We start from the raw sequence: 22,599 nt of genomic DNA, 5'->3' as shown, positions 1-22,599 counted from the left end.
CGCTTTACGCTCTTTTTATGTCCCTGACTCCTCCGGTGCGCCTGCACCTGACCACGCCCCCGCTCGACGAGGCCGCCCGCCGGGGGCGGTTCGCGCCCGCGCTGCCCTGCCCGGGCCACGAGGGCCTGGCCGGACCGGACATGGGGGGATGGGCGGGCCGAACCCTGGACGAGGTCGCCGCCGAGGACCCGGAGGCGGTCCGGCGCTGGCTCACCGACCCGGAGTTCGCCCCGCCCGGCGGAGGCGAGTCGGTGGCCGCGCTGATCACCCGCACGGGGGAGCACCTGGCGGGGCTGGAGCCCGGCCGGCACGGGGCGGTGGTCGCGCAGGCCGTCGTACGGGCGGCCGTGGTGGCCGCCCTGGAGCTGCCGGCGGCGGCCTTCTGGCGGCTCGACGTCCGCCCCGGCACCGTCACCGCCCTCAGCGGCCGGGCCGGCCGCTGGAACCTGCTGGTCGGACAGGCCCCGGAATGAGGAACGGCCCGGACCCCGCGACGCGGTCCGGGCCGAACACAGGTGCCGGAACCGGCGTTACGCCACGATCCAGTCGGAGGTGGCGATCACCGGCTGGACGCCGTCACGGTGGACGGTGCCCTCGATCAGGCCGTACATCCGGTCCGCCGCGAAGTAGACCTCGTTGTCGTTCTTGAGCCCGAAGGGCTCCAGGTCGACGAGGAAGTGGTGCTTGTTGGGCAGGTTGAGGCGCACCTCGTTGACCTTGGGGCAGTTGTCGAGCACGCGCTCGGCCATCTGGTTCAGGGTCTGCTGGAGCGAGTAGGAGTACGTCTCCGCGAAGGCCTCCAGCATGTGCTTGCGGACCTTCTTGTACGACTGGTCCCAGTCGTAGCCGGCGTCGTCGGCGGCCAGCGCCGACTGCGCCCAGCGGGCGGTGACCTTGGTGGCCAGGATGCGGTCGTACGCCTCCTGGAGGGTCGTGTACTTGTCCTTGATGAAGCCGTGGAACTCGGAGTTGGTCGAGTTCATCACGGTCAGGTCCTTCAGACCCGAGATGACCTGGAGACCGGTGGTCTCGCTGTAGGTGATCTGCGCGGTGCGCACCTCCTGGCCCTTGCGGACGAAGGAGTGCTGCTCCTTGCGCGTCGGGACGGGGATCCGCTCCCAGGCGAACTCCTCGATCCGGATCTGCGCCTCGCGGATCGGGGCCTGGGAGGAGACGAAGTGCTTGGCGAGCAGGATGCCGAAGGCCTCAGGCGAGGCGATGCCGTGCTCCTTGCCGAAGGCGTACACCGTGTTCTTGGTGGTGTCGGTGGGCAGGCAGTTGCCGTTGTCGCCGGTGAGGTGGACGTCGCGGAACTCGCCGCGCAGGGCGACCGAGACGTTCAGGTCGCGGATCTCGGCCCAGGAGCCGTCGCTGCCCTTGCGGGTCACCACGACGATGCGGTTCTCGGCCTTGCCGTACTGGTTCTGGCCCAGGACGTGCTTGCTCATGCTGTCTTCCTTCGGGTACTCGGGAACACGGAGTCCGTTGGTCTGGATCCCGTACGCCCGGCGTCCAGCGCCCGTCCCCGGGAGGGACGTCCCGCTCCCCGCCGTTCGGCCCCGGAGGACCGCCCCGGGACTGACGTGCATCCCGGTCCGTAGGTGCTGAGTCGTACTGAAGTACTGGAGTACTGACGGGATTGCACCATGTGTACGGAGGGTTGACCACCGCACGGAACCTCCGAACACCGGTGCCCGGGGCTTGGGCGACCCCACAAGCGCGCAGCTCAGGCCATGTGCGCGTCCGTGACGGCGAGGGCCTCGTCGAGGATCGCCAGCCCCTTGGCCACGTCCTCGGCCGAGATGTTGCAGGGCGGGGCCACGTGGATCCGGTTGCCGGCGAGGAGGGGCCACAGGCCGCCCTTCTTCAGGGCCGCGCCGAAGGCCGCCATGGGCGCGTTGTCGGCGCCGGAGGCGTTGTACGGGACGAGCGGTTCGCGCGTGGCCGCGTCCCGTACGAGCTCCAGCGCCCAGAAGGTGCCCAGGCCCCGGACCTCGCCGACGGAGGGGTGGCGCTCGGCGAGGGCGCGCAGGCCCGGGCCCAGCAGCTCGGCGCCGGTGCGGGCGGACTGCTCGACGACGCCCTCCTCCTCCATCACGTTGATCGTGGCGACGGCGGCGGCGCAGGCCAGGACGTGCCCGGAGTAGGTCAGCCCGCCCGGGTAGGGGCGGCGGGCGAAGGTCTCGGCGATGGCGGCCGAGATGGCGACGCCGCCGAGCGGCACGTATCCGCTGGTGACGCCCTTGGCGAAGCAGAGGAGGTCGGGGGTGACGCCCCAGTTGTCGGCGGCGAACCACTTGCCGGTGCGGCCGAAGCCGACCATGACCTCGTCGAGGATGAAGACGATGCCGTGGCGGTCGCAGATCTCGCGGACGCCCGCCAGGTAGCCGGCCGGGGGCACGAGCACGCCGGGTGCGCCGCCGACCGTCTCCAGGATGATCGCCGCGATGGACTGCGGGCCCTCGAAGACGACCGTGTCCTCCAGGTGGCGCAGGGCGCGCTCGCACTCCTCGGCCTCGCCGCCGGCGTAGAACGGGGAGCGGTAGGGGAAGGGGCCCCAGAAGTGCACGACGCCGGCGGTCGCGGTGTCGTTGCCGAAGCGGCGGGCGTCACCGGTGAGGTTGATCGCGGTCGTGGTGGCGCCGTGGTACGAGCGGTAGGCGGACATCACCTTGGGCCGGCCGGTGTGCAGCCGGGCCATGCGGACGGCGTTCTCGACGGCCTCGGCGCCGGCGTTGGTGAAGAAGATCTTGTCGAGGTCGCCGGGGGTGCGCTCGGCGATCAGGCGGGCCGCCTCGGAGCGGACGTCCACGGCGAAGCCGGGCGCGACGGTACAGAGCTTGCCGGCCTGCTCGGCGATGGCGGCGGCCACCTTCGGGTGCTGGTAGCCGATGTTCGTGTAGACGAGCGCGCTGGAGAAGTCGAGATAGCGGTTGCCCTCGTAGTCCCAGAAGTACGAGCCCTCGGCCCCCGCGACGGCCAGCGGGTCGATGAGCTCCTGGGCCGACCAGGAATGGAAGACGTGCTTCCGGTCGGCGTCTTTCACGGTACGGAGGGTACGGAGGGCCTCGGCATCTGCGTTCATATAGCGAGGGTAGTTGTCCAGGATGTGGACAAGGTGGTGCCTCGGGGGCGTGGCGGGCGCGGGCCGGGCGGGTGAGGACTTGACGGATCGGGCCGCCCTTCCTCGACGGTGTGCGAACGGCCGGATTAGCGTCGCCCAGACCGGCCGCTCCACGGGGGAGAACGGCCGAAAACCCCTGGTGGGGGCCGTTCGCGAGCCTTCGGGACCCCGCTTGGAAGGCCGCGGGAGGCCCCCGCCGGGACCCCTCTCGACGACGCGCGAGGCGCTCCGGCGGGGCTCCGGCGGTCTTGTGGGGCGGCTGTGGCGGCCTGGTGGCCGAAACCACTGGATTTGTCCATCCTGGTCGGGGGTAGGTGCGGCGCCGAGGGAGCGGGTGAGGCCGAGACGGGAGTGCGCCGGTGGCGGAACAGACGCGGAGGCTGGTCCTGGGCGGTGCCACGGCGGGCGTCGTCACACGGTGCCGGGACTTCACCCGCAGGGCCCTCGCCGACTGGCTGTGGGTACCGGGGAGCGAGGCCGAGGAGGACGTGCTCCTGCTGGTCTCGGAGCTGGTCACCAACGCGTGCCTGCACGCCGGCGGCCCGCGCGAGCTGGTGCTCCGCTACGCCCCGGGCGGGCGGCTGCGGGTCGAGGTCACCGACGACAGCCCCGAGCCGCCGAAACCCCGCCCGGTGCAGGACCGCTCCCGGCCCGGGGGCCACGGCCTGGTCCTCCTGAACGTCCTGGCGCGGAGCTGGGGGTCGGCCCCGCTGCCCGGCCCCCGCCCGGGCAAGACGGTCTGGCTGGAGGTCCCGTCGCCGCTGCCGGAGCCGGAGCCGTAGCCGTGGCCCGTCCTCAGGCCCCGCCGTCGGCACCTGTCGGCACCCGTCGGCACCCGTCGGCGCCCGCCGTCACGCCCATCCGCGCCGGGCCGCGAGCAGCCCGGCCTCGAAGCGGCTGCCCGCGCCGAGACGTTTCATCAGCTCCGCCATCATCCGGCGGACCGTCCGCAGCGACAGCCCCAGCCGGCGGCCGGCGGCCTCGTCGGTGAGCCCGGTGCCCAGCAGGCGCAGCAGCTCCCTCTCCTGGCCGGTCAGGCCCCGGTCGTCGCGGTCCCGGCGGCTGCCCAGCGGCACGGCCGACTCCCAGACCCGGTCGAACAGCCCGGCCAGGCCGACGACCACGCCCGGCTCGGTCAGCTGGACCGCGCCCTTGCGGGTGTTCTCCGGGTCGGCCGGGACGACGACCGTCCGCCGGTCGAACAGGAGCATGCGTACCGGCAGCGAGGGCGCGGTGCGCACCTCGCCGCCCAGGTCGGTCAGCCATTCGGCGTACTCGGTGGTGACCGCGTCGTTGCGGACGCTGTCCAGGTAGACCGTGCGCATCCGGACGCCGCGTTCGAGGACGGCGCGGTCGAGGGGCTTGCTGGCGTCGAGGCTGGCCCGGGACTGCGCCCCGCCCGGGTTGAAGGTCAGGCACTCGGAGACGGCCTCGGCGGAGAGCGCGCGGATCCGCTCCTGCACCGCCTCGACGCCGAGGAACCGCTGGGCGGCGCTCTGGGTCCGGCCGGTGTACAGCTCGCTGTAGGCGCCGACCAGCTCGGCCATGTCGGCCTCGCAGCGGGCCACGGCCTCCTGCCGGCCCGCCAGCTCCCGCTTGCGCTCGTTGAGCAGTTCGCGCAGGCCCGACGCCGGGTCGGCGGGACGGAGCTCGCCGCTCGCGGCCGACCGGTGCAGGAGCCGCAGGGCGGTCAGCCGCTCCACGGACGCGTGCGCCTCGGCCGTGGTGACGCCGAGCCGGGCCGCGATCTCCGCGACGCCCCACGCCCGGTTCGCCAGCAGGAGCCCGTACACGTCCGCCGTTCGGGCGTCCAGCCCCAGTGGCTCCAGCATCGCCGTTCCTTCGGTCCCCCGCCGCCCCCTCCGGACGGGGCCGCGCCGATACGGTCCCAACCTATGAGACGGCGCGGGCGGACGGCCACTTCGGCCGCCCCCGCCGCCCCGGCGCGGGTGTGGCACCGAGCTGCCACGCGGTCCTTGCTGCCAGCGGATCCGCTTCCGCCCGGGGTACGGCGTCGCGCAGGCTGGACCGTCCGTGGTCATCTCCACGGACGGGAGGCGAGGGGATCCACCATGGCCATCAGCGTCGTCGTCGGCGGCAGCCGGGCCCTCTATCTGGAGGCGCTCGCCGAGGCGCTGCGGTCCCGCGGCGGCATGGAGGCCGTCGTGGCGGGAGGCGAGCCCCGCCACCTCCTCCCGCTCGTCCACCGGCACGCGCCCGATGTCGTCCTGCTGGAGGAGACCCCGGTGGGCGATGACGCGCTGCGCCTCGCCTCGGCGGTACGGGCGGGGGCGCCCGCGTGCGGGATCGTGCTCATGATGGCCGGTCACCGGCCCGTGGCGGTGGGCCGGGCGATGGCGGCCGGGGTGCACGGCATCGTCCCGACCGATACGGGTCTGCCGCAGCTCGTCGCCACCCTCAGGAGCGTGGCGGCGGGCTGCGTGACGCTGGCCCCGTCCCCGGCCGGGCGCGGCCCGGGGGCCGGACCGGCGGCGGGGCTCAGCGCCCGGGAGCACCAGGTGCTGCGGCTCACGGCAGGCGGGGCCACCGTCAAGGAGATCGCGGCGGAGCTGTGCCTGGCGGCCGGGACCGTCCGCAACGTCACCTCGGCCTCGATCAGAAAGCTCGGCGGCCGCAACCGCTTCGACGCGGCCCGCATCGCGACGGAGCGGGGCTGGCTCTGACGGCGTGCCCCCCCCGGGGGGCGGGCCCGGCCGTCCCGCCCCGGCTCGGCCCGCCCCCGCCCCGGGCCGCCCCGGCCCGCCCCGGGGCGCCGTCCGGCCGTCCAGGCCCCGGCCTCGGCTGAGCTCTTCCGGGCCGTCCGCAGCCCGGGGTGCGCGGTGCCGCACCGATCGGCGGTGAGGCCCGCTCCGGCCCGCCCCGCCCAGGCCCGGGCCGCCCCCGCCCCCCCGGGCCCGGCTCAGTCCCTCCGGAGCGCTCGGAGCCCCGAGAGTGCGGTGCCGCCCCACAGCACGGCCGCGCAGCCCAGCCCGGGTACGTACCGCCAGGCCTGCGCGTCCGCGCCCAGCCCCAGGACGGCGACGGCGGCGAGGCCGACCGTGGCCGCCATCGCGGCGCCCAGCCGGCGCAGCATCGGGGCGCGCAGGGTCCGGGCCAGCGGGAAGAAGTGCGCGCCGACCACCAGGGCCGACCAGCTCAGCATCATCTCGGGGTGGCCGAGCGTGGTGCGCAGGACGTTGTTGCCCGCGCCGAGCACGGCGACCTCGACCAGCAGCACCGTCAGGAACCTCGGGCCGCCCCCGCCCGCGGCCGGCGCTGTCCCCGGCTCGTCGGCGGGGGTGCCCGCGGCCGGCAGGAAGAGGCGGACGACCGTCGCGGCGCTCGCGGCGAACAGGAGCGCGCCCGCCGCGAGGACGTACGGCCGGGCCGCACCGTGGACGACGGCCTGTCCCAGGGCGAACCACATCACGCCGAAGCCGGTGCCGATGAGCGAGGCCCGGCCACCGCCTCGCAACTGCTCCCGTCGGGTCCGAGGGACGGGACGGACGGCGGTCATTTCCACGGGTGTCGCCTCCAAAGCGCACCGGTAGTGCGCCGGTACCCCCGCATGCTCGGCCGCGGGAGCGGCCCCGGGCAAGGTTCTGCGGCCAGGCGCTGACACGGGTCACGCGAGGTCGTGACACTTGTCATCCGGGTCACGGCCCGGGTCACCCCGGTCACCCCGGCCACCCCGGTCATCCGGCCCCGCCGCTACGCCCGTTCCCCGGGGACGGTGAAGATCCGGTCCAGGTGGTGGCGGAGTACGGCGGTGGCCGACTCGGGCCCGCGCTGGCCCACCAGGATGCTCGTGCCCAGGGTCCCCGCCATCGCGAGCAGGCTGACGGCCTCGATCCGCGCGTCCGCCCCGGGATCGGCCAGTCCCGCCTCCTGCGCGCCCGCGATCAGCCCGGCCAGCGCGTCCTCGGCGGCGTCCGGGTTGTCGATGAACGGCTGGGCGGCCAGGGCCTCGTCGGTCACGGAGAGGATCGCGTACGCGGAGTAGAGCAGGTGGAAGACGCGGCTCTCCTCGTCGGTCGGCAGCGAGGCCAGGATCAGCGCCTCGGCGGTCGCCCGGGGCCCCGGGGCCGGGCCGGCGGCGGCCAGGCGGGCGCCGACGCGGGCGGTGAACCGGTCGGTGAGGTGCTGGAGCCCGTAGAGGAGCAGCTTCTCCTTGGTCTCGAAGTAGTACTGCACCAGCCGCAGCGACACCCCCGCCTCGGCGGCCACGTCCCGCATGCCGACGGCGTGCAGCCCGCGCCGCCCGGCGACCCGTACGAGCGCCTCCGCGATCTGGCCGCGCCGTTCCTCGTGGTCCACGCGCCTGGGCATACCCGCCGTCTCCGTTCGTCCGCCGACATCTTCATGGTACCGCTGTACCAACATCATGGTACGGTCGTATCACGAAGAACGGATCAAGGACCGAGAACGCATCCCCACCGGGAGGTAACGCCGTGCCCGAGAACGCCAGGAACGCCGAGAAGGCGCCCCGCGTCCGCCGCGACATAGGCCACTACGTCAGCGCCGAACTCCGCGACCGCTACTTCGAGGCCTGCGACGCCCTCTACGCGATGGGCGCCCCCGCCCGCTGGGAGAGGGACGTCGAGACCACCTTCGGCACCACGCGCGTCTACCGCTACGGTCCCGCCGACCCGGCGGCCGAGTCCCGTACGCCCGTCGTCCTCATCCACGGCTCGGGCGGATGCTCCGCGCAGTGGTACCCCAACACCCCCGCGCTCAGCGCCGAACGCCCCGTCTACGCCCTCGACACCCCCGGCGACCCCGGGCGCAGCGTCCAGCGCGAGGCCATGTGGCAGCCCGAGCGCGCCGCGCGGTGGATGGACGAGGCCCTCGACGCGCTCGGCCTCGACCGGGTCCACCTCGTCGGCTCCTCCTACGGCGGCTGGCTCGTCATCAACCAGGCCCACCTGCGGCCCGGCCGGCTCGCCTCGGTCACCGCGCTCGACCCCGGCGGGCTGGAGAAGGTCGGCCTGCGCTTCTTCGTCTGGATCTTCGCCAGCCTCTTCGCCACCTTCGCGCCCAAGGCCCTGCGCCCGGCCCTCGCCAAGTGGCTGGAGCAGCCGGTCGTGGTGGTCCCGGAACTGCGCCGGTGGATCCAGGCGGGCGTGCGGGCGTTCCGGATCCGCCGCCCCGCGCCGCTGCCGCTGTCCGACGCCGAACTGGGCTCCATCCGCACGCCGTTCTGCCTGATCATGGGCAAGCGCAGCCTCCTGGTGCACCCGAAGCGGCAGCTGGAACGGGTCCCCCGGCTCATCCCCGGGGCCCGCGCCGAGATCGTCGCGGCCACGGGCCACGGCCCCCAGCTCGACCACCCGGACCTGGTCAACGCCCGGATGCTCACCTTCATGGACGACGCCGACACCCTGGAACACACCTCCGCCTGACGGCCCGCGCCCCGGCCTGCCCCGGCCCCGCCGGTACGGGCCCGGACCACCTCCGCGGCCCCTCTCCTGTGACCGTGCGCCCGCCCCGTCGTTTGGCATGCACAAACGATCACGACGCGGAGGCCGGCCATGATCCAGCAGCGGACGACGGAGTGCGGGCAGCCGACCCTGGAGAACCCGGGGGACGTACGCGCGGCGGCCCGCTCCCTCGCGGAAGGCCGGGCCGTCGCCCACGGCTTCGGCAACCTCTACGCCCTCACGGCCCTGCCCGACCGGGAGGCGGTCGAGCGGGTCAACCGGATCAAGGGCCGCCCGCCGGCCCAGGTCGCGAGCGTCACCACGGTCCGCGAGCACATCGCCTCGCTCTTCGACTGGAGCCGGCTGCCGGCCGCCGTCCGGCGCCGGCAGGTCGAGGACCTCATCGAAGACCTCTTCTCCCTCGGCCCGTTCGGCTTCCGCGGCCCGGCCGCCACCCGCGTCCCGGAACACCTCACCTCCGTCCAGGACGGGGTGGCCACCGTGCGGCTGATCGCACCGGGCCACCGCTGCCCCTCCAACGGCTTCCTCGCCGAGGCCCTGGACCGCACCGACGGCGAGTTCCTCTCCATCACCTCGCTGAACCCCTCCCGGCACCGCACCGGCGCGGCACACGAACCCGCCCACTGGCAGGCCGAGGGCGTCCTCGCCGACTTCGGCCACGAGCCCGGCGTCACCCTCCTCGCCCACGACGACGAGGCCGCCGCCCGCGACCGCCACCCCCACCACGCCCCCACGTCGACGACGGTCCTCTCCTTCCACCACACCGCCGCCACGGGCCGCTCCGGCCTGCCCGCCCTCACCCTCGAACGGCACGGCTCCCTCTCCGCGTCCCACACCCGAGCGGTGGCCGCCAACCACGGCTTCGCCCTCACCCTCGCCCCCGGCGCCCGCCACCGCCTGCCCGCCCGCACCTACCCGCCGACCCCCTGACCCGGGCCCCTCGCCCCCGGCGGAGCGGCGAAGCCCCAGGCCGGCGACCTGGGGCTTCGTTAGGGAATGGGTGGCGCGTGGGGGCCGAGTCGGCGAGCACCCGCAGAGCTGGTCAGTTCAGGACCTTCGCTCCTCGACCACGGTCTGGACGCGTTCGGCGGCCAGCTCCAGATCCTCGTGCTCCCAGAAGCGCAACACCGCCCACCCCCGTGCCTCGAGAGCGAGCGTCGTGGCCGCGTCACGATCTTTGTTGTCCTTGATCTTCTGGCTCCACCCCTCGCCGCTCCTCTTCGCGGGCCGGTAATGGTCCGGACACCCGTGCCAGAAGCATCCGTCGACGAAGACGGCCACCCTTGCCTTGGGGAAGACGACATCGGCTGTACGCCGCAGCTCCGGCAATGGGCGGATACCCACCCGATAGCGCAGACCCCTGCGGTACATCGCGGTACGCAGAGCCAGCTCCGGTTTGGTGTCCTTCCCCTTGTTGGCGGTCATGGCCGCTCGGACGGATACCGACGACGCCTTCGAGTTGGGTGGGAGCGGCTCGTCGACCACCTTGCCCGCCTCCCTCGCCTTCGCCCAGGCGAGGGCGAGGTTCGCCTTGCGGGTCGCCTCATGGACCTCGCCGACGTACTGCTCCCTTGTTTCCCCATTGCTGGACCAGCGGAGGTACGCGCGGACGCGACGGGTCCTCCGGAACAGCCGGAGCTGGATCGACCCACGCGCGTGGGAGCCGTCGCCGAGCGGCACGGCCCGGCAGTGGCGGCCTCCGGCCGCCTTGTCCTGCTCCGCGCTCCGCTTGTCCCGGGACAGATAGGGCCGAGCCTTGTACGCCTTCTCTGGCGGCAGGCTGTCGTTCCAGCCCCGCTGTGTTCCGGAAGCCGCTCCCGTCACCGGTTCCCGCCGGGCTTCTCCAGAGCGCTGACCGAGTCCAGTGCGGCGGCGACCGCGTCAGCGAACACCTTGCCCAACTTCACAGGTACGGCGTTCCCGAGCTGTCGCATCTTCTCGCCGCGCGGACCGGCGAGCGTCCACTCGTCCGGGAACGTCATCACCCGTGCCGTCTCGCGGACCGTCATGTAGCGGTAGCCGCTGCCGTCGAAGGCGGGGTCGTCCATCATCATCACGGACTCGCCACCGGGAACTCCGTGCACGCCGGCCTTGACCGTCTTGGCGGGGCGGTCGAGGAGATTGGGGGTGTGCCCCGTGTAGACCCGGGCACCGGGCCATCCGAAGTGGTCCGAGATCTCGCCGACCTGTTCCTTGCCGTTGACGGCCTTCTCGTCGACGAACGGCAGGGAGCGCCCCTCAAACTCGTCGACGCCCTGGATCGCGTCGCGGAGTGTCCGCCAGGGCTGAAGGGTGAGCTTCTCCTTGGTCTTCGCGTTGTCGTACTTCAGGGGCTGCAGGTTCGCGAGCACTCGTGCCCTCGCCTCGCCCGACACCTCTCGATGGCGGTCCCAGTACTCCCCGCCCTCGCGCATGGAGTGGATCAGTGATTCGTCCGAGTGGGTCTGCTTCGGCGCGAAGACATCCCAGTCGGCTTCGGTCAGACCGAGGTCCGCGCGGAAGGCCACGATCACGACCCGGTGGCGGATCTGCGGGACGCCGAAGTCGGCGGCGTTCACGGGATGGTGCTTCACGATGTAGCGCTCGGAAGCGGGGACCGAGTCGTTGGCGAGCAGCTTCTCCAGGACGTCGTTGTGGTCCTCCCACGTCGCGCCGTCCTCGCGTACGACGAAGGGGAGCCTCATCTCGTTGAGGATGTAACGAAAATACGGATCGAAGGACTTCCGAAGGAGCCCCCGGACGTTCTCGCAGATGACGGCCTTCGGCCGCATCTCCTGGATGGCGCGGAACATCTGCGGGAACATGTTCCGCTCGTCCTCCGTGCCCTTGGCGACGCCGCCCAGGCTGAACGGCTGACAGGGGGGGCCGCCGGCGAGGAGATCGACCTGACCCTCCAACCGCTTGAAGTCGTCCCGGAGTTCGCGGACATCGCCGGGGCGCAGGGGCCACTCGCCACCGCCCGGCATCTCGTTCGTCTGGAGCGTCTCGATAGCCCGCTTGGCGTACTCATTCACCAGTAGCGGTCGGAAGCCGGCGTTGTGGACGCCCATGGCGAGGCCACCACCACCGGCGAACAGCTCGACACAGGTTCCCACCTCGGGGTGCTTCTCGCGCAGCTCAGACATGAATAAACCATACCGCGGAGTTGTCGATCTAGTGAGCCTCTTGCGGAAATCCCGCACCATGTTCCTCGTCTTCACCGGATAAGGTGACGACGATCACTTGTCACATGTCAGGGGGGCCTGGGCGTGTCGCCTGAGAACCATGCGGAGTTCAAGCTGAGCATCACCAAGGCGCTCGGCGATCAGCTCGCGGCCTCACTCGAGGGCTTGGCGCCGGCGCCTCTCACGATGGGGAACATCCGGTCACTCCGTCCGTTGCCGGGCGTCTACCAGCTGTACAAGGACGGTGACCTCGTTTACGTGGGCAAGGCGGATCGCAGCCTTCCCCAGCGGATCGAGAAGCACTACCGGAAGATCTCCGGCCGCACGAACATCTCCCTCGAGCAGATGACGTTCACCTGCCTCTACGTGGACGAGGACTTCGGTGCGGTGGCCCCTGAACGGCTGCTGATCAACCGGCACAGGGGCCAGGGGGAGGTGCCCTGGAACTACAACGGGTTCGGCAACAACGACCCCGGAAAGCGGCGCGACACGACCGAAGTGGACGAAGGACACTTCGATCATGAGCACCCGATCGACCTCGAGTACGAGCTGAGGGCGCCCCTGCCCGAGCGCACGCTTGTGGACGAGCTCGTGCCGCTGTCCATCGTGCTGCAGGAGACCAAGACGCAACTTCCCTACGTTTTTCGGTACGAGGCGTCGAAGGAGTTCGACGACATCGCCGTGGAACTCCCCGGAACGCACGTGACGGCGCACGAGACGCTGACGGCGATCGCCGAGCGGCTTCCGGACGGGTGGCAGATCACCGCTCTCCCGGGCTACCTGATCATGTATCCGAAGGCCGAGAGCTACCCCAGTGCCCGGCGGTACTACCGCAATACCGGTGTCGTGGATGTCTGAGCGCGGCAGAAGAGTTCATCCCCCAGACGCGACGAGACCAGAGGACCGAGAAATGCCGCCGATCTCCCCCGACTCCTCGACCGGGCTTCCCGCGCCGCGGAAGCCGCCGCGAAAGAGCCCGAAGTCGAAAGCTTGGCGCAGGACGGCCGACGAACGGCACTCCGCTCCGTACAACCCCCTGGATCTGGAAAACCTAGGGCGTAGTGTGGAGGCCGCGCTCCTGGAGCGTCAGCCCGAGACGCTGGACGATGTCAGCCCCGTGTACGGGAGTGGCATCTACGCCCTGTACTACTGCGGTCCGAATCCTCTGTACGCGGAGATCAGCTCGCCCGATTGCCTTGTCCCCGTCTATGTGGGGCAGGCACGTCCCACAGGTGTGCGGAAGGGGATGGCCGAGGAGAAGCCTGACGCCACCACGCTGTGGGACCGGATACACGAACACAGACAATCGCTCCTGCAGGTACACGACCTGGAGGTCTCGGATTTCAAGGTTCGCCACCTGGTCGCGATCGAGGCCTTCGTGAGTGTCGCCGAGCGGGTGATCATCCGCCACTACCGGCCTGTTTGGAACAGCATTGTCGACGGCTTCGGGAACCACGACCCCGGAGCGAACCGGAGGAAGGACAGTTTCCGGCCCGCCTGGGACGAGCTGCATCCCGGACGCTGGTGGTCCCATCCCGACAACATGCCGACGCCGAGCAAGAGGTCGGCGGCGACATCGCGGTCGCTGATCCGGGATCTCCTCAGCGGCAAGCTTTCCGAGGAAGCGGTCCTCGCGATCGAGGCCGAGCAGGCAGAGGAGGAACAGGGCTGAAGCGGCTCTGCGTGACCCCCTGACCCGGGCCCCTCGCCCCCGGAATGCGGCCCCCGGCGAATGCGCGGATGCTGGAGGGTGGCGGCTCACGCAAGGAGGAAGCCATGTCGATGCTCGACAAGCTCAAGGGCATGCTGAAGGGCCACGAGGACGTTGCGCGGCAGGGAGTCGAGAAGGCCGGCGACGCCTTCGACGCGAAGACCGGCAACAAGTACCAGAGCCAGGTCGACATGGCCCAGCAGAAGATCAACGAACAGCTGGGCACCGACAAGCCGCAGGACACCCCTCCGCAGCCCTGAACGCAGGCCTTTCCTGACGTCGGCGCGGGTCCGGGTCACCGACCCGGACCCGCGCCGCCGCGTCCCCCGCCCCCGGACTCACCGGCTGACGGCGGTCTCACGCTCCATCCGCGTCAGCTTCTCGGGGTTGCGCACCGAGTAGAGCCCGGTGACCAGACCGTCGTCGATCCGCACGGCCACGACCATGTCGATCGCTCCGTCGGCGCGCATGACCAGAGCCGGGTGGCCGTTGACGAGCGTCGGCTCCACCGTGACCAGCGGGCCGAACACCGCGACGCCGGCGGCCAGCGCCCGGGCCACCGCGGCGGCTCCCACGACGGGCCGCGGCATGGCCTGCTTGATGCCGCCGCCGTCGCTCAGGGCGACGACGTCCGGGGCGAGGAGGTCGAGCAGGTTCCGCAGGTCGCCCGTCTCCAGGGCCCGTTGGAAGGCCGCGAGCGCCGCCCGGTTCTCGGCTGCGGAGACTGCGCCGCGCGGCCGGCGCGCCGCCACGTGCGCCCGCGCCCGGTGGGCGATCTGCCGGACGGCGGCCGGGGTCTTGCCGACGGCGGCCGCGATGTCCTCGTACCCGAGGCCGAAGACCTCGCGCAGCACGAAGACCGCGCGCTCGGTCGGCGCGAGCGTCTCCAGGACCAGCATCATCGCCATCGACATGCTCTCGACCAGCCCCACGTCCTCGGCCACGTCCGGCACGGTGAGGAGCGGCTCGGGCGGCCAGGGGCCCACGTACGACTCCTTGCGCCGGCTGAGCGCGCGCAGCCGGCCGAGGGCCTGGCGGGTGGCGATCCGCACCAGGTACGCGCGCCGGTCCCGCACCGCGGCGAGGTCGACGCCCGCCCAGCGCAGCCAGGTCTCCTGGAGGACGTCCTCCGCGTCCACCGCCGAGCCGAGGATCTCGTAGGCGACGGTGAAGAGCAGACTGCGGTGGGCGACGAACGCCTCGGTGGCGGGGTCGGGCCGGGGGGCGTCCTCGTTCATGCCGGTGTCTCCTGCTTCTCGCCTCGACGGTGTCCTCTACAGGACGCCGCACCCCGCCGCTTTGTGACGCCGTACGGCATGTGACCGCCGCCACACCGGAGGGCGGTCACAGGATCCGGCCCGCCGGCATCTCATGTCCGACCGATCAACGAGACGGGGAGGCCGACATGAAGGTCGTAGTGGTGGGCGCCGGATACGCGGGCACGTTCGCGGCGAACCGGATCGCGCGGAAGGTGAGGAGCGCCGAGATCACGCCGGTCAACCCGCGCCCGGACTTCGTGGAGCGGGTACGGCTGCACCAGCGGCTGGCGGGGACCGCCGCCGCGGCGACCCCGCTCGCCTCGATGCTCCGCGACGGGATCGCCTCGCGCGTCGGTACCGCCGAGAGGATCGGCGACGGAGTCCTCACCCTCGGCGACGGCACGGACATCGGCTTCGACTACGCGTTCCTCGCCATGGGCAGCAGCGTGCGGCCGATGCCCGGCGCGGTCCCCGTGGGCACCTGGGAGGGAGCGGAACGCGCCCGCGCGGCCCTCGCCGCGCTGCCCGCGGGTGGCACGGTCACGGTGGTCGGGGGCGGCGCGACGGGCATCGAGACGGCGGCCGAGGTGGCCGAGGCCAGGCCGGACCTCCGGGTGCGCCTCGTCGGTTCCTCGGTCGCCGGGGGCTTCTCCGGCCGGGCGCGCGAGCGGGTCCGGTCCGGGCTGGCGGGGCTGGGCGTGGACATCGTGGACGACCGGGTCACGGAGGTCACCGACGGCGTCGTGCACCTGTGCTCGGGAGCGGCGTTCGCCTCCGGCCTGACCCTGTGGGCGATCCTGTCGGGCGTCCCCGGTCTCGCGGCCCGCAGCGGCCTGCGGGTGGACCCGGAGGGCCGCGCGCTCGTGGACGAGTACCTCCGCTGTGTCGACGACGAACGGATCTTCGCCGTGGGCGACTGCGCGGCCGTCCCGGGAGCCCGGTTCGCCTGCGCACTCGCCGGCCCGCAGGCCGCCCACGCGGCCGACGCCCTGGCCCGCCTGGCCGAGGGCCGCACGCCCGGCCCGTACTCCCCGCGGTACGTCGGCCGGGCCGTCACCCTCGGACGGAAGCAGGCGGTGGGCCAGTTCACCCACCCCGACGACACCCTCCGACGTGGGTACGTCACCGGCCGCACCGCGGTCCTCCTGAAGGAGCTGGCCTCCCGCGGCGGCAAGTTCGCCGCCCGCACGGGCACCGGGGCCTGAACCAGGACCCGAACGGCCCCGGCACCCACTCACCCACCAAGGAGAAAGCGCACATGTCGGCAGCTCAGACAGCTCGGGCAACAGCGATCAACAAGGCGGCGTTCGCCCGCTTCCACGAGGCCGTGAACACGGGCGACACGGACCTGATCTCAAGGACGATCGACGAGGTCTTCGACCCCGAACTCCTCTTCCACGCGCCAGTCCCCAGCAGCGCGACGGGCATACAGGCCCTCAAGCAGGTGTGGACGGTCCTCCTCCGCGCGTTCCCCGACCTCCACTTCGCGGTCGAGGACGTGATCGCCGAGGGGGACAGGGTCGTCTCCCGGAACACGGTGACCGGCACCCACCTCGGCGATTACCGAGGCCACCCGGCGACCGGCCGACTAGTCACGTACGCCGAGATCTTCATCCTCCGCTTCACGGACGGCCGCATCTCCGAGGTCTGGGGTGTAGTCGACGTCCTCGCACAACTGCGCCAGCTCGGCGTGCTCCCGGGAAATCCTCGGTAATCACGCTAACTCCCGCCGGGAAGACCCAGGGTGGGGCCTCCAGTCAGCCCTGAGAGAGTGGACAACGACAAAGGCCCAGGTCGCTCACCTGGGCCTTCGTTCAAGAGCGGATGACGGGAATCGCACCTGGAAATGTCAACTCAGTGCAGGCGGCGACTCCTTTCAACGAGCCGTTTCGGCCGAGATCTATTGAACCCGGCGTCGTCGTCAGTGCCTCCTTCTAAGGTCACCGCATGACGACATTCCGTTCTGGGTACACGCTCTGGCAGATGGTCAACGGGGCACGGGAGCTCACTGAGCACCCGAGCGTGCTGGAGCGCATCGATGCAGTGCTGCGCGTCATGGGTCCTGCCTTCGGCGGGACCGGGTACGGCAAGGGCAGGCCCTTGGTGAACGCCTTGGAAGATGTCGCCAAGGAATCGATCCTGCTCGGAGACTTTCCTCTTGCGCAGCGGTTCCAGCGCTTCGCCTCCTACGCCGGCGGCGAACTGTTCCTCGAAATCTTGGAGAACTACTACGACGAGGACGCTCGCCACCGTAGCGAGGAAGGCATGCGCAGGCTGGTGGCCATGGGCGCTGATCGAGTGGTGGACGTTTTGGACGCCCTTACCAAGGACGACCCCGAGGCAACGGTGGCCGATGTACGGGACCTGTTTCGCGGCATAGCCCTGTCCGTGGACCACCTGGGCCTCGGTGCGGGGGAGGGGGGTATTCGGCTGCCCACTCGAGAGAGGAGGCGACTCCAGCAGTACGGGCACATGGAGCTTGTCCTGAGGAACCTGCCGCGACCGGCTTCTACTGCGGCGGCGCGGATGGTGGGCGACTTTCTCGCGGATGCCGACGCGGGTTTGCTCGCGCAGTTGCTGGAGCTGAAGGCCCGCCGAGCGGGTCTCGATGCTCTGCGCACTGTGGTGGAGGACGAGACGAGCTCGGAGAGCGCCCTCCACACCCGTCTCAAGAATCAGGAGTGGATCTTCGGTGGTGCCTACGTGGCAGAACTGGCACGTAGGCAGTACGCCATGGACACGATTCTGGATATCCCGCTTCTGCGTGGTGATGGCTCTCTTCACGTGGTGGAACTCAAGCGTGCCAACATCAAGGACCTGGTGATTCGCCGCAGCGGCCACCTCATGTTGGGTGCCGCGGCCCACCACGCGGTGTCGCAGGCGCAGAACTACCTCCGCACCATGGACGAGAACCGCGATGCCATCCTCGCGGACCATGGAGTTGATACCCGCAGAGCCTCGGCAACGGTTGTGATCGGGCACTCGCGATTCGTTAGTGGCGGCATTACCTCCCAGGACATCGCGGAGACACTCCGCACCTACAACACACACGCGGCGCGCATTGAAGTGATCACGTACGAAACCCTGCTGGAGTCAGCTGCCCGGATGCTGGCCCTCGCGTCGGCGCAGCAGGATTCCGACCAGTCTGAGGAGCCCGCAGCATGACCGAAGACAACCGGCCTACGATCGAACGGTTGCTGGCTCGCCTGTGCGGTGGCGTGATTACAGGCAAGGACTATGTCGGCTACTTCCTCAACGAGCACGGAGAAGAGCTCGTCTTCGCCCAGTGTCGGGGAGAGAAGACCGCTCGGTTCTGGCACAGCGACGCCGACTGGCAGATGTTCCGCGTCGGCGACCACTCGATACGGGTCGGCAGCGTCATGGACGGAGTGATCACCGTCGGCGACTTGATCATCGATCGGCAGGAGGCGACATGGCTGTCCTCATGCCTGGCGGCCTCCCACCACCTGCGTCAGAAGTGCAGCTGACACGTCGCTCGGAGAGTGGGCTACGACGAATGCCCAGGTCGCTGACCTGGGCATTCGCTGACTCTGTCAGCCGAGTTGGCGGAGTGGTCCTGCGACGCGGTCGGCTGGCTCGCCGCGACGGTGGCCGACGCCGCCGCCCACGTCGGCATCCGTACGCCGGCAACTGCCGGCCAGTGTCAGTGGTCGGCGTTAGCCTCCGACCACGTGATGGGCGGGTTCGAAGCTCCCGCTGAGGAACACGGCGGCCAAGGGGGGTGGCCGGACAGGGCTCCCCGAGCTTCGGCTCCGGGATCCCGATGGGGCTCCGACCCCACCCCCCTCTCACGCACGGGGAGTCTTCGATGGAGAGGCTTAGACAACGACGAAGGCCCAGGTCGCTGACCTGGGCCTTCGTTCACGAGCGGATGACGGGAATCGAACCCGCGCTATAAGCTTGGGAAGCTCATGTTCTACCATTAAACTACATCCGCAGAGTGGTCCAGTTGCCTGGATCCCTACCGTTGCACACTGTACCCCATGATCGACCCCCGGTGAATCCGCCCGGGTGGGCGTCGTCTTCAGGGTGGGGCACCAGGCGTCATGGGTGCGGGAGTTGGGGCGTACCTTTGGGGTTCGGAGCGGCGGCTGGAGTGGGTCCCGTTCATCCCCTAATGTGGCGATTCATCGCAGTACGGCTCGTTGGGGAAAGGGACTCGATGGAGCACACAGTCGTCCGTTGTGCCGAAGGGCACGTTTTCAGCACCGCCTCCTTCCCGCTGCAGCACCTCGGTGCCGGCCGGATCGGGCCCGGGCGGCTGCTGCGGTGCCCGCGGTGCGCGCGGCTGAGGCACGCGGTGCCCGTGGGCGGCGTCAAGCGGTAGGGCCGCCTCCGGCGGTCGTACGGGGCGCGCGGGCCCGCTCTCGATTGGGGGCGGCCCGCGCGCTCTGCGTATCCTCGGGACGTGCTTCTCTCCGACAAAGACATCCGGGCCGAGATCGACAGCGGACGGGTTCGCATTGACCCGTTCGACGAGTCGATGGTGCAGCCCTCCAGCATCGACGTACGCCTCGACCGGTTCTTCCGGGTCTTCGAGAACCACCGCTACGCGCACATCGACCCCGCCACCGAGCAGCCCGACCTGACCCGCATGGTCGAGCCCGAGGGGGACGAGGCGTTCATCCTGCATCCGGGTGAGTTCGTCCTGGCCTCGACGTACGAGGTCATCTCGCTCCCCGAGGACATCGCCTCCAGACTGGAGGGGAAGTCCAGCCTGGGCCGCCTGGGCCTGGTGACGCATTCGACGGCCGGGTTCATCGACCCCGGGTTCTCGGGTCACGTGACCCTGGAGCTGTCGAACCTCGCCACCCTGCCGATCAAGCTCTGGCCGGGCATGAAGATCGGGCAGCTGTGCATGTTCCGCCTCAGCTCGCCCGCGGAGTTCCCGTACGGCAGCGAGCGGTACGGCTCCAGGTACCAGGGGCAGCGCGGGCCGACCGCCTCGCGCTCCTTCCAGAACTTCCACCGCACCCAGGTGAGGCACGAGGCATGAGCGAAGTACGCGAGAACCTGACCTACGAGGCGTTCGGCAGCGCCGTCCGCGAGCTGGCGCAGACCATCGCCGCCGACGGCTACGAGCCCGACATCATCCTCAGCATCGCCCGGGGCGGGGTGTTCGTCGCCGGCGGTCTGGCCTACGCGCTGGACTGCAAGAACATCCACCTCGTGAACGTCGAGTTCTACACCGGCGTGGGCACCACGCTGGAGATGCCGGTCATGCTGGCGCCCGTGCCCGAGGCGATCGACTTCACCGACAAGAAGGTCCTCATCGCCGATGACGTGGCCGACACCGGGAAGACGCTCAAGCTCGTCCACGACTTCTGCCTCGGCCACGTCGCCGAGGTGCGCTCCGCGGTGATCTACGAGAAGTCCCACTCGCTCGTGAAGTGCGAGTACGTGTGGAAGAAGACCGACGACTGGATCGAGTTCCCGTGGTCGACGGAGCCGCCGGTCGTCAAGCGCGAGGGCCAGATCCTCGACGCCTGAGAGACCCGGAGCACGAGGAAGGGGCCCGCCGCGCCGTGTGCGCGACGGGCCCCTTCCTCGTGTCCGTGTCCGTGTCCGGGGGAACCCGGTCAGAGCATGCCGAGCTTGATCATCGACAGCAGTGCGACCAGCTGGATCGCGGACGCGCCCAGCGCCTTCTGCCAGGGCAGGTCGTGCGACTTGCTGACCATCGAGGTGAACAGCGCGCCGGCCGCCAGCCAGGTCAGCCAGCCCAGGATCTGCACGACCATGTTGTCGCCGCTCAGGAACACCGCCACCAGCAGGCGCGGCGCGTCCGTGATGGACATGACCAGCATCGACAGGCCCACGGTCGGCTGCCAGGCCCCGTCGCCGCCGAGCTGGCGGGCCAGGGTGTGGGTGACCGCGCCCAGGATCAGTCCGCAGACGACGAAGGCCACGCCGGTGCTCAGGACGATCGGGATCACCTGGGTGAGGGTCGCCTTGATCGCGTCCTCACGCGCCTTGTCGAAGCCGAAGACGGCGAGCATGCCGTAGATGAAGGTGACGGTGAGCGCCGGACCCCAGACGGCGTAGTCGCGCATCTGGAGGAAGGTCGGCCCGGGCCGCAGCACGATGCCGCGCAGCAGGTCCTTCCAGTGCAGGCGCGGCCCCGCCGGGGCGGGCGAGGTGCCGCCCGAGTGGTAGGTCGCGGCCTGGCCGTACGGGTCCTCGCCGACGGAGAAGGCCTGGGTGTGGCCCGGGTTGTCGGCGTACGAGGGCTCGTACGGGCCGTCGTACGGGGCCTCGTACGGGGCGTGCGGGTGCGGCTGCTGGTGGTGGCCGCCGCCGTAGGGGTCGAAGTACTCCGGCTCCCCGTGACCGCCGCCCGCGCCGCCGCCCGCCTGGGGCCACTGCTGCTGGGGCGGCGGGCCGCCCGCGGGCGGGTACGGCTGATGGCCGTACGGCGCCTGCGCCTGGGGCGCCTGCTGCTGGCCGTACGGCTGCTGCCGCGGCATGTGCGGGGGTTGTTGCGGGGGGCGGTTGTCGTCCCGGCCCCGTCCGATCCTGAATCCAGCCACGTGATCGAAAGTACCCGGTTCGGCGGGCGGTGGTGGCCGAGCGGGTGGAAACGGGGCCTTTGCGGCTGAGCTGTGACATCCCCTAGGGGGTGTGGGGGTGGGTTGTTTGGGCGGTTTACGGAGCTGCTGGGGTTTTTGCGGTTGTTCGTTACATTGCCGACGGATTGCCGATGGCTGGGGCTCGTAGCTTCGGAAGCGTCCTCGACGAGCAGGGCAAGTGAAGGTCTCCCGAGCAAGGAAAGAGCCCCGCCATGCGCCGCACCACCCCCACCCTCCGCACCGCCGTCGTCCTGACCGGCGCCGCCGCCGTACTGGCGCTGCCCGTGGGGTCCGCCTTCGCGGACTCGCCGGAGGGGCCGGAGCCGCAGGTCCTGCCGGGGGTGGAGCGGCCGGCGGTGGATCCGGAGCCGTCTGTTGATCCGAAGCCGTCCGTTGATCCGAAGCCGTCTGTTGATCCGAAGCCGTCGGTGGACCCGGAGCCCTCGGTGGATCCCAAGCCTTCGGTTGATCCCAAGCCGTCCGTCGACCCGAAGCCGTCGGTGGGGAAGCGGGTGTACGTCACCACCGTGAAGCTGTCCGACGGGTCGGTCGCGAAGGTCTACAAGCGCGGCGCGGACCACTTCGAGGCGGACCTCTTCGCCGGCGGTACGAAGCTGGACACCCTGGTCAGCAAGGGCGGCAAGCCGGCGTACGGGCAGAACAACGGGCTGCACGTCGTCCTCCAGCCGAACGGCACCGTCACCTCGTGGGTCGAGGGCGGCGGCAAGCCGAACCCGGAGAAGCCGAAGCCGAAGCCGGAGACCAAGCCGGAGCGCAAGGACGAGGGCCGCAAGGGCGCCCCGGTCCGGATCACCATGCCGGACGGGCGGATCGCGAAGCTGATCGACGGCGGGCCGAAGGGCAAGCGGGTCGAGATCTCCATGCCGAACGGGAACGTGCTCGGCACGATCGACCTGAAGAACCCGAGCGTCGTGAACGACGGCTGGACGTACAAGCTGGTCCGGGACGGGGACCGGGTGAAGTTCGTCGTCATCGACGGCAAGGGCGGCGGGGACAGTTGGGTGTACGACTTCGCCACCGGGAAGCTGATCGAGCGGTACGAGGCCGGGAAGCGGGGGCGGGTCGTGCCGAAGGGCGGGGTGAAGGCCGGTGCGGAGGGGGTCGACGCGACGCCGAAGGCGGACACGCCGGTGCTGCTCGCCGCGGGTGGGGGGATGGCCGCGATCGGCGCGGCGGGGCTGGGCTTCGCGGTCCTGCGGGACCGTCCGCGCGGCTGAGCCGGGGTCTCGTTCCCGGGGGCTCCGCCCCCGGACCCCCGCGCCTCAAACGCCGGCGGGGCTGGATTTTGC

The 22,599-nt window shown here is 71.0% G+C and carries 24 protein-coding genes and 1 tRNA gene; 15 read left to right on the top strand and 10 right to left on the bottom strand.

Annotated elements, in window-relative coordinates:
- Positions 1-17 precede the first annotated feature (17 nt).
- On the top strand, positions 18-473 hold the full coding sequence (locus AB0O29_RS10250; RefSeq protein ID WP_365149031.1) for a histidine phosphatase family protein: 456 nt from the start codon (positions 18-20) through the stop codon (positions 471-473).
- Between the two features lie 57 nt (positions 474-530).
- Here AB0O29_RS10250 and pucL read toward each other — a convergent pair whose 3' ends face one another.
- Positions 531-1,448 carry a factor-independent urate hydroxylase gene (gene pucL / locus AB0O29_RS10245; RefSeq protein ID WP_365149028.1) on the bottom strand — a complete coding sequence of 306 codons (918 nt, stop codon included), beginning with the start codon at positions 1,446-1,448 and terminating at the stop codon, positions 531-533.
- A 278-nt stretch (positions 1,449-1,726) separates the two neighbouring features.
- Positions 1,727-3,085, bottom strand: coding sequence for an aspartate aminotransferase family protein (locus tag AB0O29_RS10240; RefSeq protein ID WP_365149025.1), 1,359 nt, complete (start codon positions 3,083-3,085; stop codon positions 1,727-1,729).
- Positions 3,086-3,483: 398 nt separating this feature from the next.
- Here AB0O29_RS10240 and AB0O29_RS10235 point away from each other — a divergent pair, with 398 nt between their 5' ends.
- Entirely contained in the window at positions 3,484-3,906 is a 423-nt protein-coding gene (locus AB0O29_RS10235) for an ATP-binding protein (protein ID WP_365149022.1), read from the top strand.
- Between the two features lie 69 nt (positions 3,907-3,975).
- Here the strand turns inward: AB0O29_RS10235 and AB0O29_RS10230 are convergent, their stop codons facing one another.
- Complete coding sequence (locus AB0O29_RS10230) at positions 3,976-4,956, bottom strand: LuxR C-terminal-related transcriptional regulator (RefSeq protein WP_365149019.1); 981 nt, start codon at positions 4,954-4,956, stop codon at positions 3,976-3,978.
- Between the two features lie 240 nt (positions 4,957-5,196).
- Between AB0O29_RS10230 and AB0O29_RS10225 the strand changes: the two genes are divergently transcribed.
- Complete coding sequence (locus AB0O29_RS10225; RefSeq protein ID WP_365149016.1) at positions 5,197-5,808, top strand: response regulator transcription factor; 612 nt, start codon at positions 5,197-5,199, stop codon at positions 5,806-5,808.
- 236 nt (positions 5,809-6,044) lie between these two features.
- On the opposite strand, the gene AB0O29_RS10220 is transcribed toward AB0O29_RS10225, so the two are convergent.
- Together AB0O29_RS10220 and AB0O29_RS10215 are read right to left on the bottom strand one after the other, a co-directional pair.
- The gene (locus tag AB0O29_RS10220; RefSeq protein WP_365149013.1) at positions 6,045-6,641 is read right to left on the bottom strand and encodes a hypothetical protein; all 597 of its coding nucleotides are present in this window, start codon (positions 6,639-6,641) and stop codon (positions 6,045-6,047) included.
- A gap of 194 nt (positions 6,642-6,835) precedes the next feature.
- On the bottom strand, positions 6,836-7,453 hold the full coding sequence (locus AB0O29_RS10215; RefSeq protein ID WP_365149010.1) for a TetR/AcrR family transcriptional regulator: 618 nt from the start codon (positions 7,451-7,453) through the stop codon (positions 6,836-6,838).
- Between the two features lie 122 nt (positions 7,454-7,575).
- Here AB0O29_RS10215 and AB0O29_RS10210 point away from each other — a divergent pair, with 122 nt between their 5' ends.
- Together AB0O29_RS10210 and AB0O29_RS10205 are read left to right on the top strand one after the other, a co-directional pair.
- The gene (locus tag AB0O29_RS10210) at positions 7,576-8,526 is read left to right on the top strand and encodes an alpha/beta fold hydrolase (protein ID WP_365149007.1); all 951 of its coding nucleotides are present in this window, start codon (positions 7,576-7,578) and stop codon (positions 8,524-8,526) included.
- Between the two features lie 129 nt (positions 8,527-8,655).
- Entirely contained in the window at positions 8,656-9,495 is an 840-nt protein-coding gene (locus tag AB0O29_RS10205; RefSeq protein ID WP_365149004.1) for a hypothetical protein, read from the top strand.
- A gap of 117 nt (positions 9,496-9,612) precedes the next feature.
- Here the strand turns inward: AB0O29_RS10205 and AB0O29_RS10200 are convergent, their stop codons facing one another.
- Positions 9,613-10,389 carry a very short patch repair endonuclease gene (locus AB0O29_RS10200; protein WP_365149001.1) on the bottom strand — a complete coding sequence of 259 codons (777 nt, stop codon included), beginning with the start codon at positions 10,387-10,389 and terminating at the stop codon, positions 9,613-9,615.
- Complete coding sequence (locus AB0O29_RS10195) at positions 10,386-11,690, bottom strand: DNA cytosine methyltransferase (protein WP_365148998.1); 1,305 nt, start codon at positions 11,688-11,690, stop codon at positions 10,386-10,388. The genes AB0O29_RS10200 and AB0O29_RS10195 overlap by 4 nt, the downstream gene beginning before the upstream one ends.
- A 123-nt stretch (positions 11,691-11,813) precedes the next feature.
- Between AB0O29_RS10195 and AB0O29_RS10190 the strand changes: the two genes are divergently transcribed.
- The 3 genes from AB0O29_RS10190 to AB0O29_RS10180 all read left to right on the top strand — a co-directional run bounded on the left by AB0O29_RS10190 (position 11,814) and on the right by AB0O29_RS10180 (position 13,700).
- Positions 11,814-12,587 (top strand): Eco29kI family restriction endonuclease, encoded by a 774-nt coding sequence (locus tag AB0O29_RS10190; RefSeq protein WP_365148995.1) that lies wholly within the window; start codon positions 11,814-11,816, stop codon positions 12,585-12,587.
- Between the two features lie 52 nt (positions 12,588-12,639).
- Complete coding sequence (locus AB0O29_RS10185) at positions 12,640-13,401, top strand: Eco29kI family restriction endonuclease (protein ID WP_365148992.1); 762 nt, start codon at positions 12,640-12,642, stop codon at positions 13,399-13,401.
- A 104-nt stretch (positions 13,402-13,505) separates the two neighbouring features.
- The gene (locus AB0O29_RS10180; protein ID WP_365148989.1) at positions 13,506-13,700 is read left to right on the top strand and encodes an antitoxin; all 195 of its coding nucleotides are present in this window, start codon (positions 13,506-13,508) and stop codon (positions 13,698-13,700) included.
- A 78-nt stretch (positions 13,701-13,778) separates the two neighbouring features.
- Here the strand turns inward: AB0O29_RS10180 and AB0O29_RS10175 are convergent, their stop codons facing one another.
- Positions 13,779-14,678, bottom strand: coding sequence for an RNA polymerase sigma-70 factor (locus AB0O29_RS10175; RefSeq protein WP_365148986.1), 900 nt, complete (start codon positions 14,676-14,678; stop codon positions 13,779-13,781).
- A 167-nt stretch (positions 14,679-14,845) separates the two neighbouring features.
- Here AB0O29_RS10175 and AB0O29_RS10170 point away from each other — a divergent pair, with 167 nt between their 5' ends.
- The 4 genes from AB0O29_RS10170 to AB0O29_RS10155 all read left to right on the top strand — a co-directional run bounded on the left by AB0O29_RS10170 (position 14,846) and on the right by AB0O29_RS10155 (position 18,187).
- Positions 14,846-15,904: an FAD-dependent oxidoreductase gene (locus tag AB0O29_RS10170; RefSeq protein ID WP_365148983.1), complete on the top strand. Its 1,059-nt coding sequence runs from the start codon at positions 14,846-14,848 to the stop codon at positions 15,902-15,904.
- Positions 15,905-15,957: 53 nt separating this feature from the next.
- Positions 15,958-16,413 (top strand): ester cyclase, encoded by a 456-nt coding sequence (locus AB0O29_RS10165; protein WP_365148981.1) that lies wholly within the window; start codon positions 15,958-15,960, stop codon positions 16,411-16,413.
- A gap of 233 nt (positions 16,414-16,646) precedes the next feature.
- On the top strand, positions 16,647-17,864 hold the full coding sequence (locus AB0O29_RS10160; protein ID WP_365148978.1) for a Shedu anti-phage system protein SduA domain-containing protein: 1,218 nt from the start codon (positions 16,647-16,649) through the stop codon (positions 17,862-17,864).
- Entirely contained in the window at positions 17,861-18,187 is a 327-nt protein-coding gene (locus tag AB0O29_RS10155) for a hypothetical protein (protein WP_365148975.1), read from the top strand. The genes AB0O29_RS10160 and AB0O29_RS10155 overlap by 4 nt, the downstream gene beginning before the upstream one ends.
- A 399-nt stretch (positions 18,188-18,586) precedes the next feature.
- Here AB0O29_RS10155 and AB0O29_RS10150 read toward each other — a convergent pair.
- A tRNA-Gly gene (locus AB0O29_RS10150) sits at positions 18,587-18,657 on the bottom strand.
- Positions 18,658-19,128: 471 nt separating this feature from the next.
- Between AB0O29_RS10150 and dcd the strand changes: the two genes are divergently transcribed.
- The gene (dcd, locus tag AB0O29_RS10145) at positions 19,129-19,716 is read left to right on the top strand and encodes a dCTP deaminase (protein WP_125603638.1); all 588 of its coding nucleotides are present in this window, start codon (positions 19,129-19,131) and stop codon (positions 19,714-19,716) included.
- Positions 19,713-20,210 carry a phosphoribosyltransferase gene (locus AB0O29_RS10140; protein ID WP_365148972.1) on the top strand — a complete coding sequence of 166 codons (498 nt, stop codon included), beginning with the start codon at positions 19,713-19,715 and terminating at the stop codon, positions 20,208-20,210. Before dcd ends, AB0O29_RS10140 begins: the two co-directional genes overlap by 4 nt.
- 89 nt (positions 20,211-20,299) lie before the next feature.
- Here AB0O29_RS10140 and AB0O29_RS10135 read toward each other — a convergent pair whose 3' ends face one another.
- Entirely contained in the window at positions 20,300-21,250 is a 951-nt protein-coding gene (locus AB0O29_RS10135) for a Yip1 family protein (RefSeq protein ID WP_365148969.1), read from the bottom strand.
- A gap of 251 nt (positions 21,251-21,501) precedes the next feature.
- Between AB0O29_RS10135 and AB0O29_RS10130 the strand changes: the two genes are divergently transcribed.
- Positions 21,502-22,527: a hypothetical protein gene (locus AB0O29_RS10130; protein ID WP_365148966.1), complete on the top strand. Its 1,026-nt coding sequence runs from the start codon at positions 21,502-21,504 to the stop codon at positions 22,525-22,527.
- The last annotated feature ends 72 nt before the right edge of the window (positions 22,528-22,599 follow it).

This window comes from Streptomyces sp. NPDC089915 (assembly GCF_040684675.1).
Taxonomy (GTDB): domain Bacteria; phylum Actinomycetota; class Actinomycetes; order Streptomycetales; family Streptomycetaceae; genus Streptomyces.
This window is presented reverse-complemented; position numbering and strand designations above follow the sequence as displayed.

What these genes read in the sequence shown, in the direction of transcription:
- AB0O29_RS10250 (WP_365149031.1), top strand. Translation starts at nt 18, where the DNA reads ATGTCCCTGACTCCTCCGGTGCGCCTGCACCTGACCACGCCCCCGCTC.
- pucL (WP_365149028.1), bottom strand. Translation starts at nt 1,448, where the DNA reads ATGAGCAAGCACGTCCTGGGCCAGAACCAGTACGGCAAGGCCGAGAAC.
- AB0O29_RS10240 (WP_365149025.1), bottom strand. Translation starts at nt 3,085, where the DNA reads ATGAACGCAGATGCCGAGGCCCTCCGTACCCTCCGTACCGTGAAAGAC.
- AB0O29_RS10230 (WP_365149019.1), bottom strand. Translation starts at nt 4,956, where the DNA reads ATGCTGGAGCCACTGGGGCTGGACGCCCGAACGGCGGACGTGTACGGG.
- AB0O29_RS10225 (WP_365149016.1), top strand. Translation starts at nt 5,197, where the DNA reads ATGGCCATCAGCGTCGTCGTCGGCGGCAGCCGGGCCCTCTATCTGGAG.
- AB0O29_RS10220 (WP_365149013.1), bottom strand. Translation starts at nt 6,641, where the DNA reads ATGACCGCCGTCCGTCCCGTCCCTCGGACCCGACGGGAGCAGTTGCGA.
- AB0O29_RS10215 (WP_365149010.1), bottom strand. Translation starts at nt 7,453, where the DNA reads ATGCCCAGGCGCGTGGACCACGAGGAACGGCGCGGCCAGATCGCGGAG.
- AB0O29_RS10205 (WP_365149004.1), top strand. Translation starts at nt 8,656, where the DNA reads ATGATCCAGCAGCGGACGACGGAGTGCGGGCAGCCGACCCTGGAGAAC.
- AB0O29_RS10195 (WP_365148998.1), bottom strand. Translation starts at nt 11,690, where the DNA reads ATGTCTGAGCTGCGCGAGAAGCACCCCGAGGTGGGAACCTGTGTCGAG.
- AB0O29_RS10185 (WP_365148992.1), top strand. Translation starts at nt 12,640, where the DNA reads ATGCCGCCGATCTCCCCCGACTCCTCGACCGGGCTTCCCGCGCCGCGG.
- AB0O29_RS10180 (WP_365148989.1), top strand. Translation starts at nt 13,506, where the DNA reads ATGTCGATGCTCGACAAGCTCAAGGGCATGCTGAAGGGCCACGAGGAC.
- AB0O29_RS10175 (WP_365148986.1), bottom strand. Translation starts at nt 14,678, where the DNA reads ATGAACGAGGACGCCCCCCGGCCCGACCCCGCCACCGAGGCGTTCGTC.
- AB0O29_RS10170 (WP_365148983.1), top strand. Translation starts at nt 14,846, where the DNA reads ATGAAGGTCGTAGTGGTGGGCGCCGGATACGCGGGCACGTTCGCGGCG.
- AB0O29_RS10165 (WP_365148981.1), top strand. Translation starts at nt 15,958, where the DNA reads ATGTCGGCAGCTCAGACAGCTCGGGCAACAGCGATCAACAAGGCGGCG.
- AB0O29_RS10160 (WP_365148978.1), top strand. Translation starts at nt 16,647, where the DNA reads ATGACGACATTCCGTTCTGGGTACACGCTCTGGCAGATGGTCAACGGG.
- AB0O29_RS10155 (WP_365148975.1), top strand. Translation starts at nt 17,861, where the DNA reads ATGACCGAAGACAACCGGCCTACGATCGAACGGTTGCTGGCTCGCCTG.
- AB0O29_RS10140 (WP_365148972.1), top strand. Translation starts at nt 19,713, where the DNA reads ATGAGCGAAGTACGCGAGAACCTGACCTACGAGGCGTTCGGCAGCGCC.
- AB0O29_RS10130 (WP_365148966.1), top strand. Translation starts at nt 21,502, where the DNA reads ATGCGCCGCACCACCCCCACCCTCCGCACCGCCGTCGTCCTGACCGGC.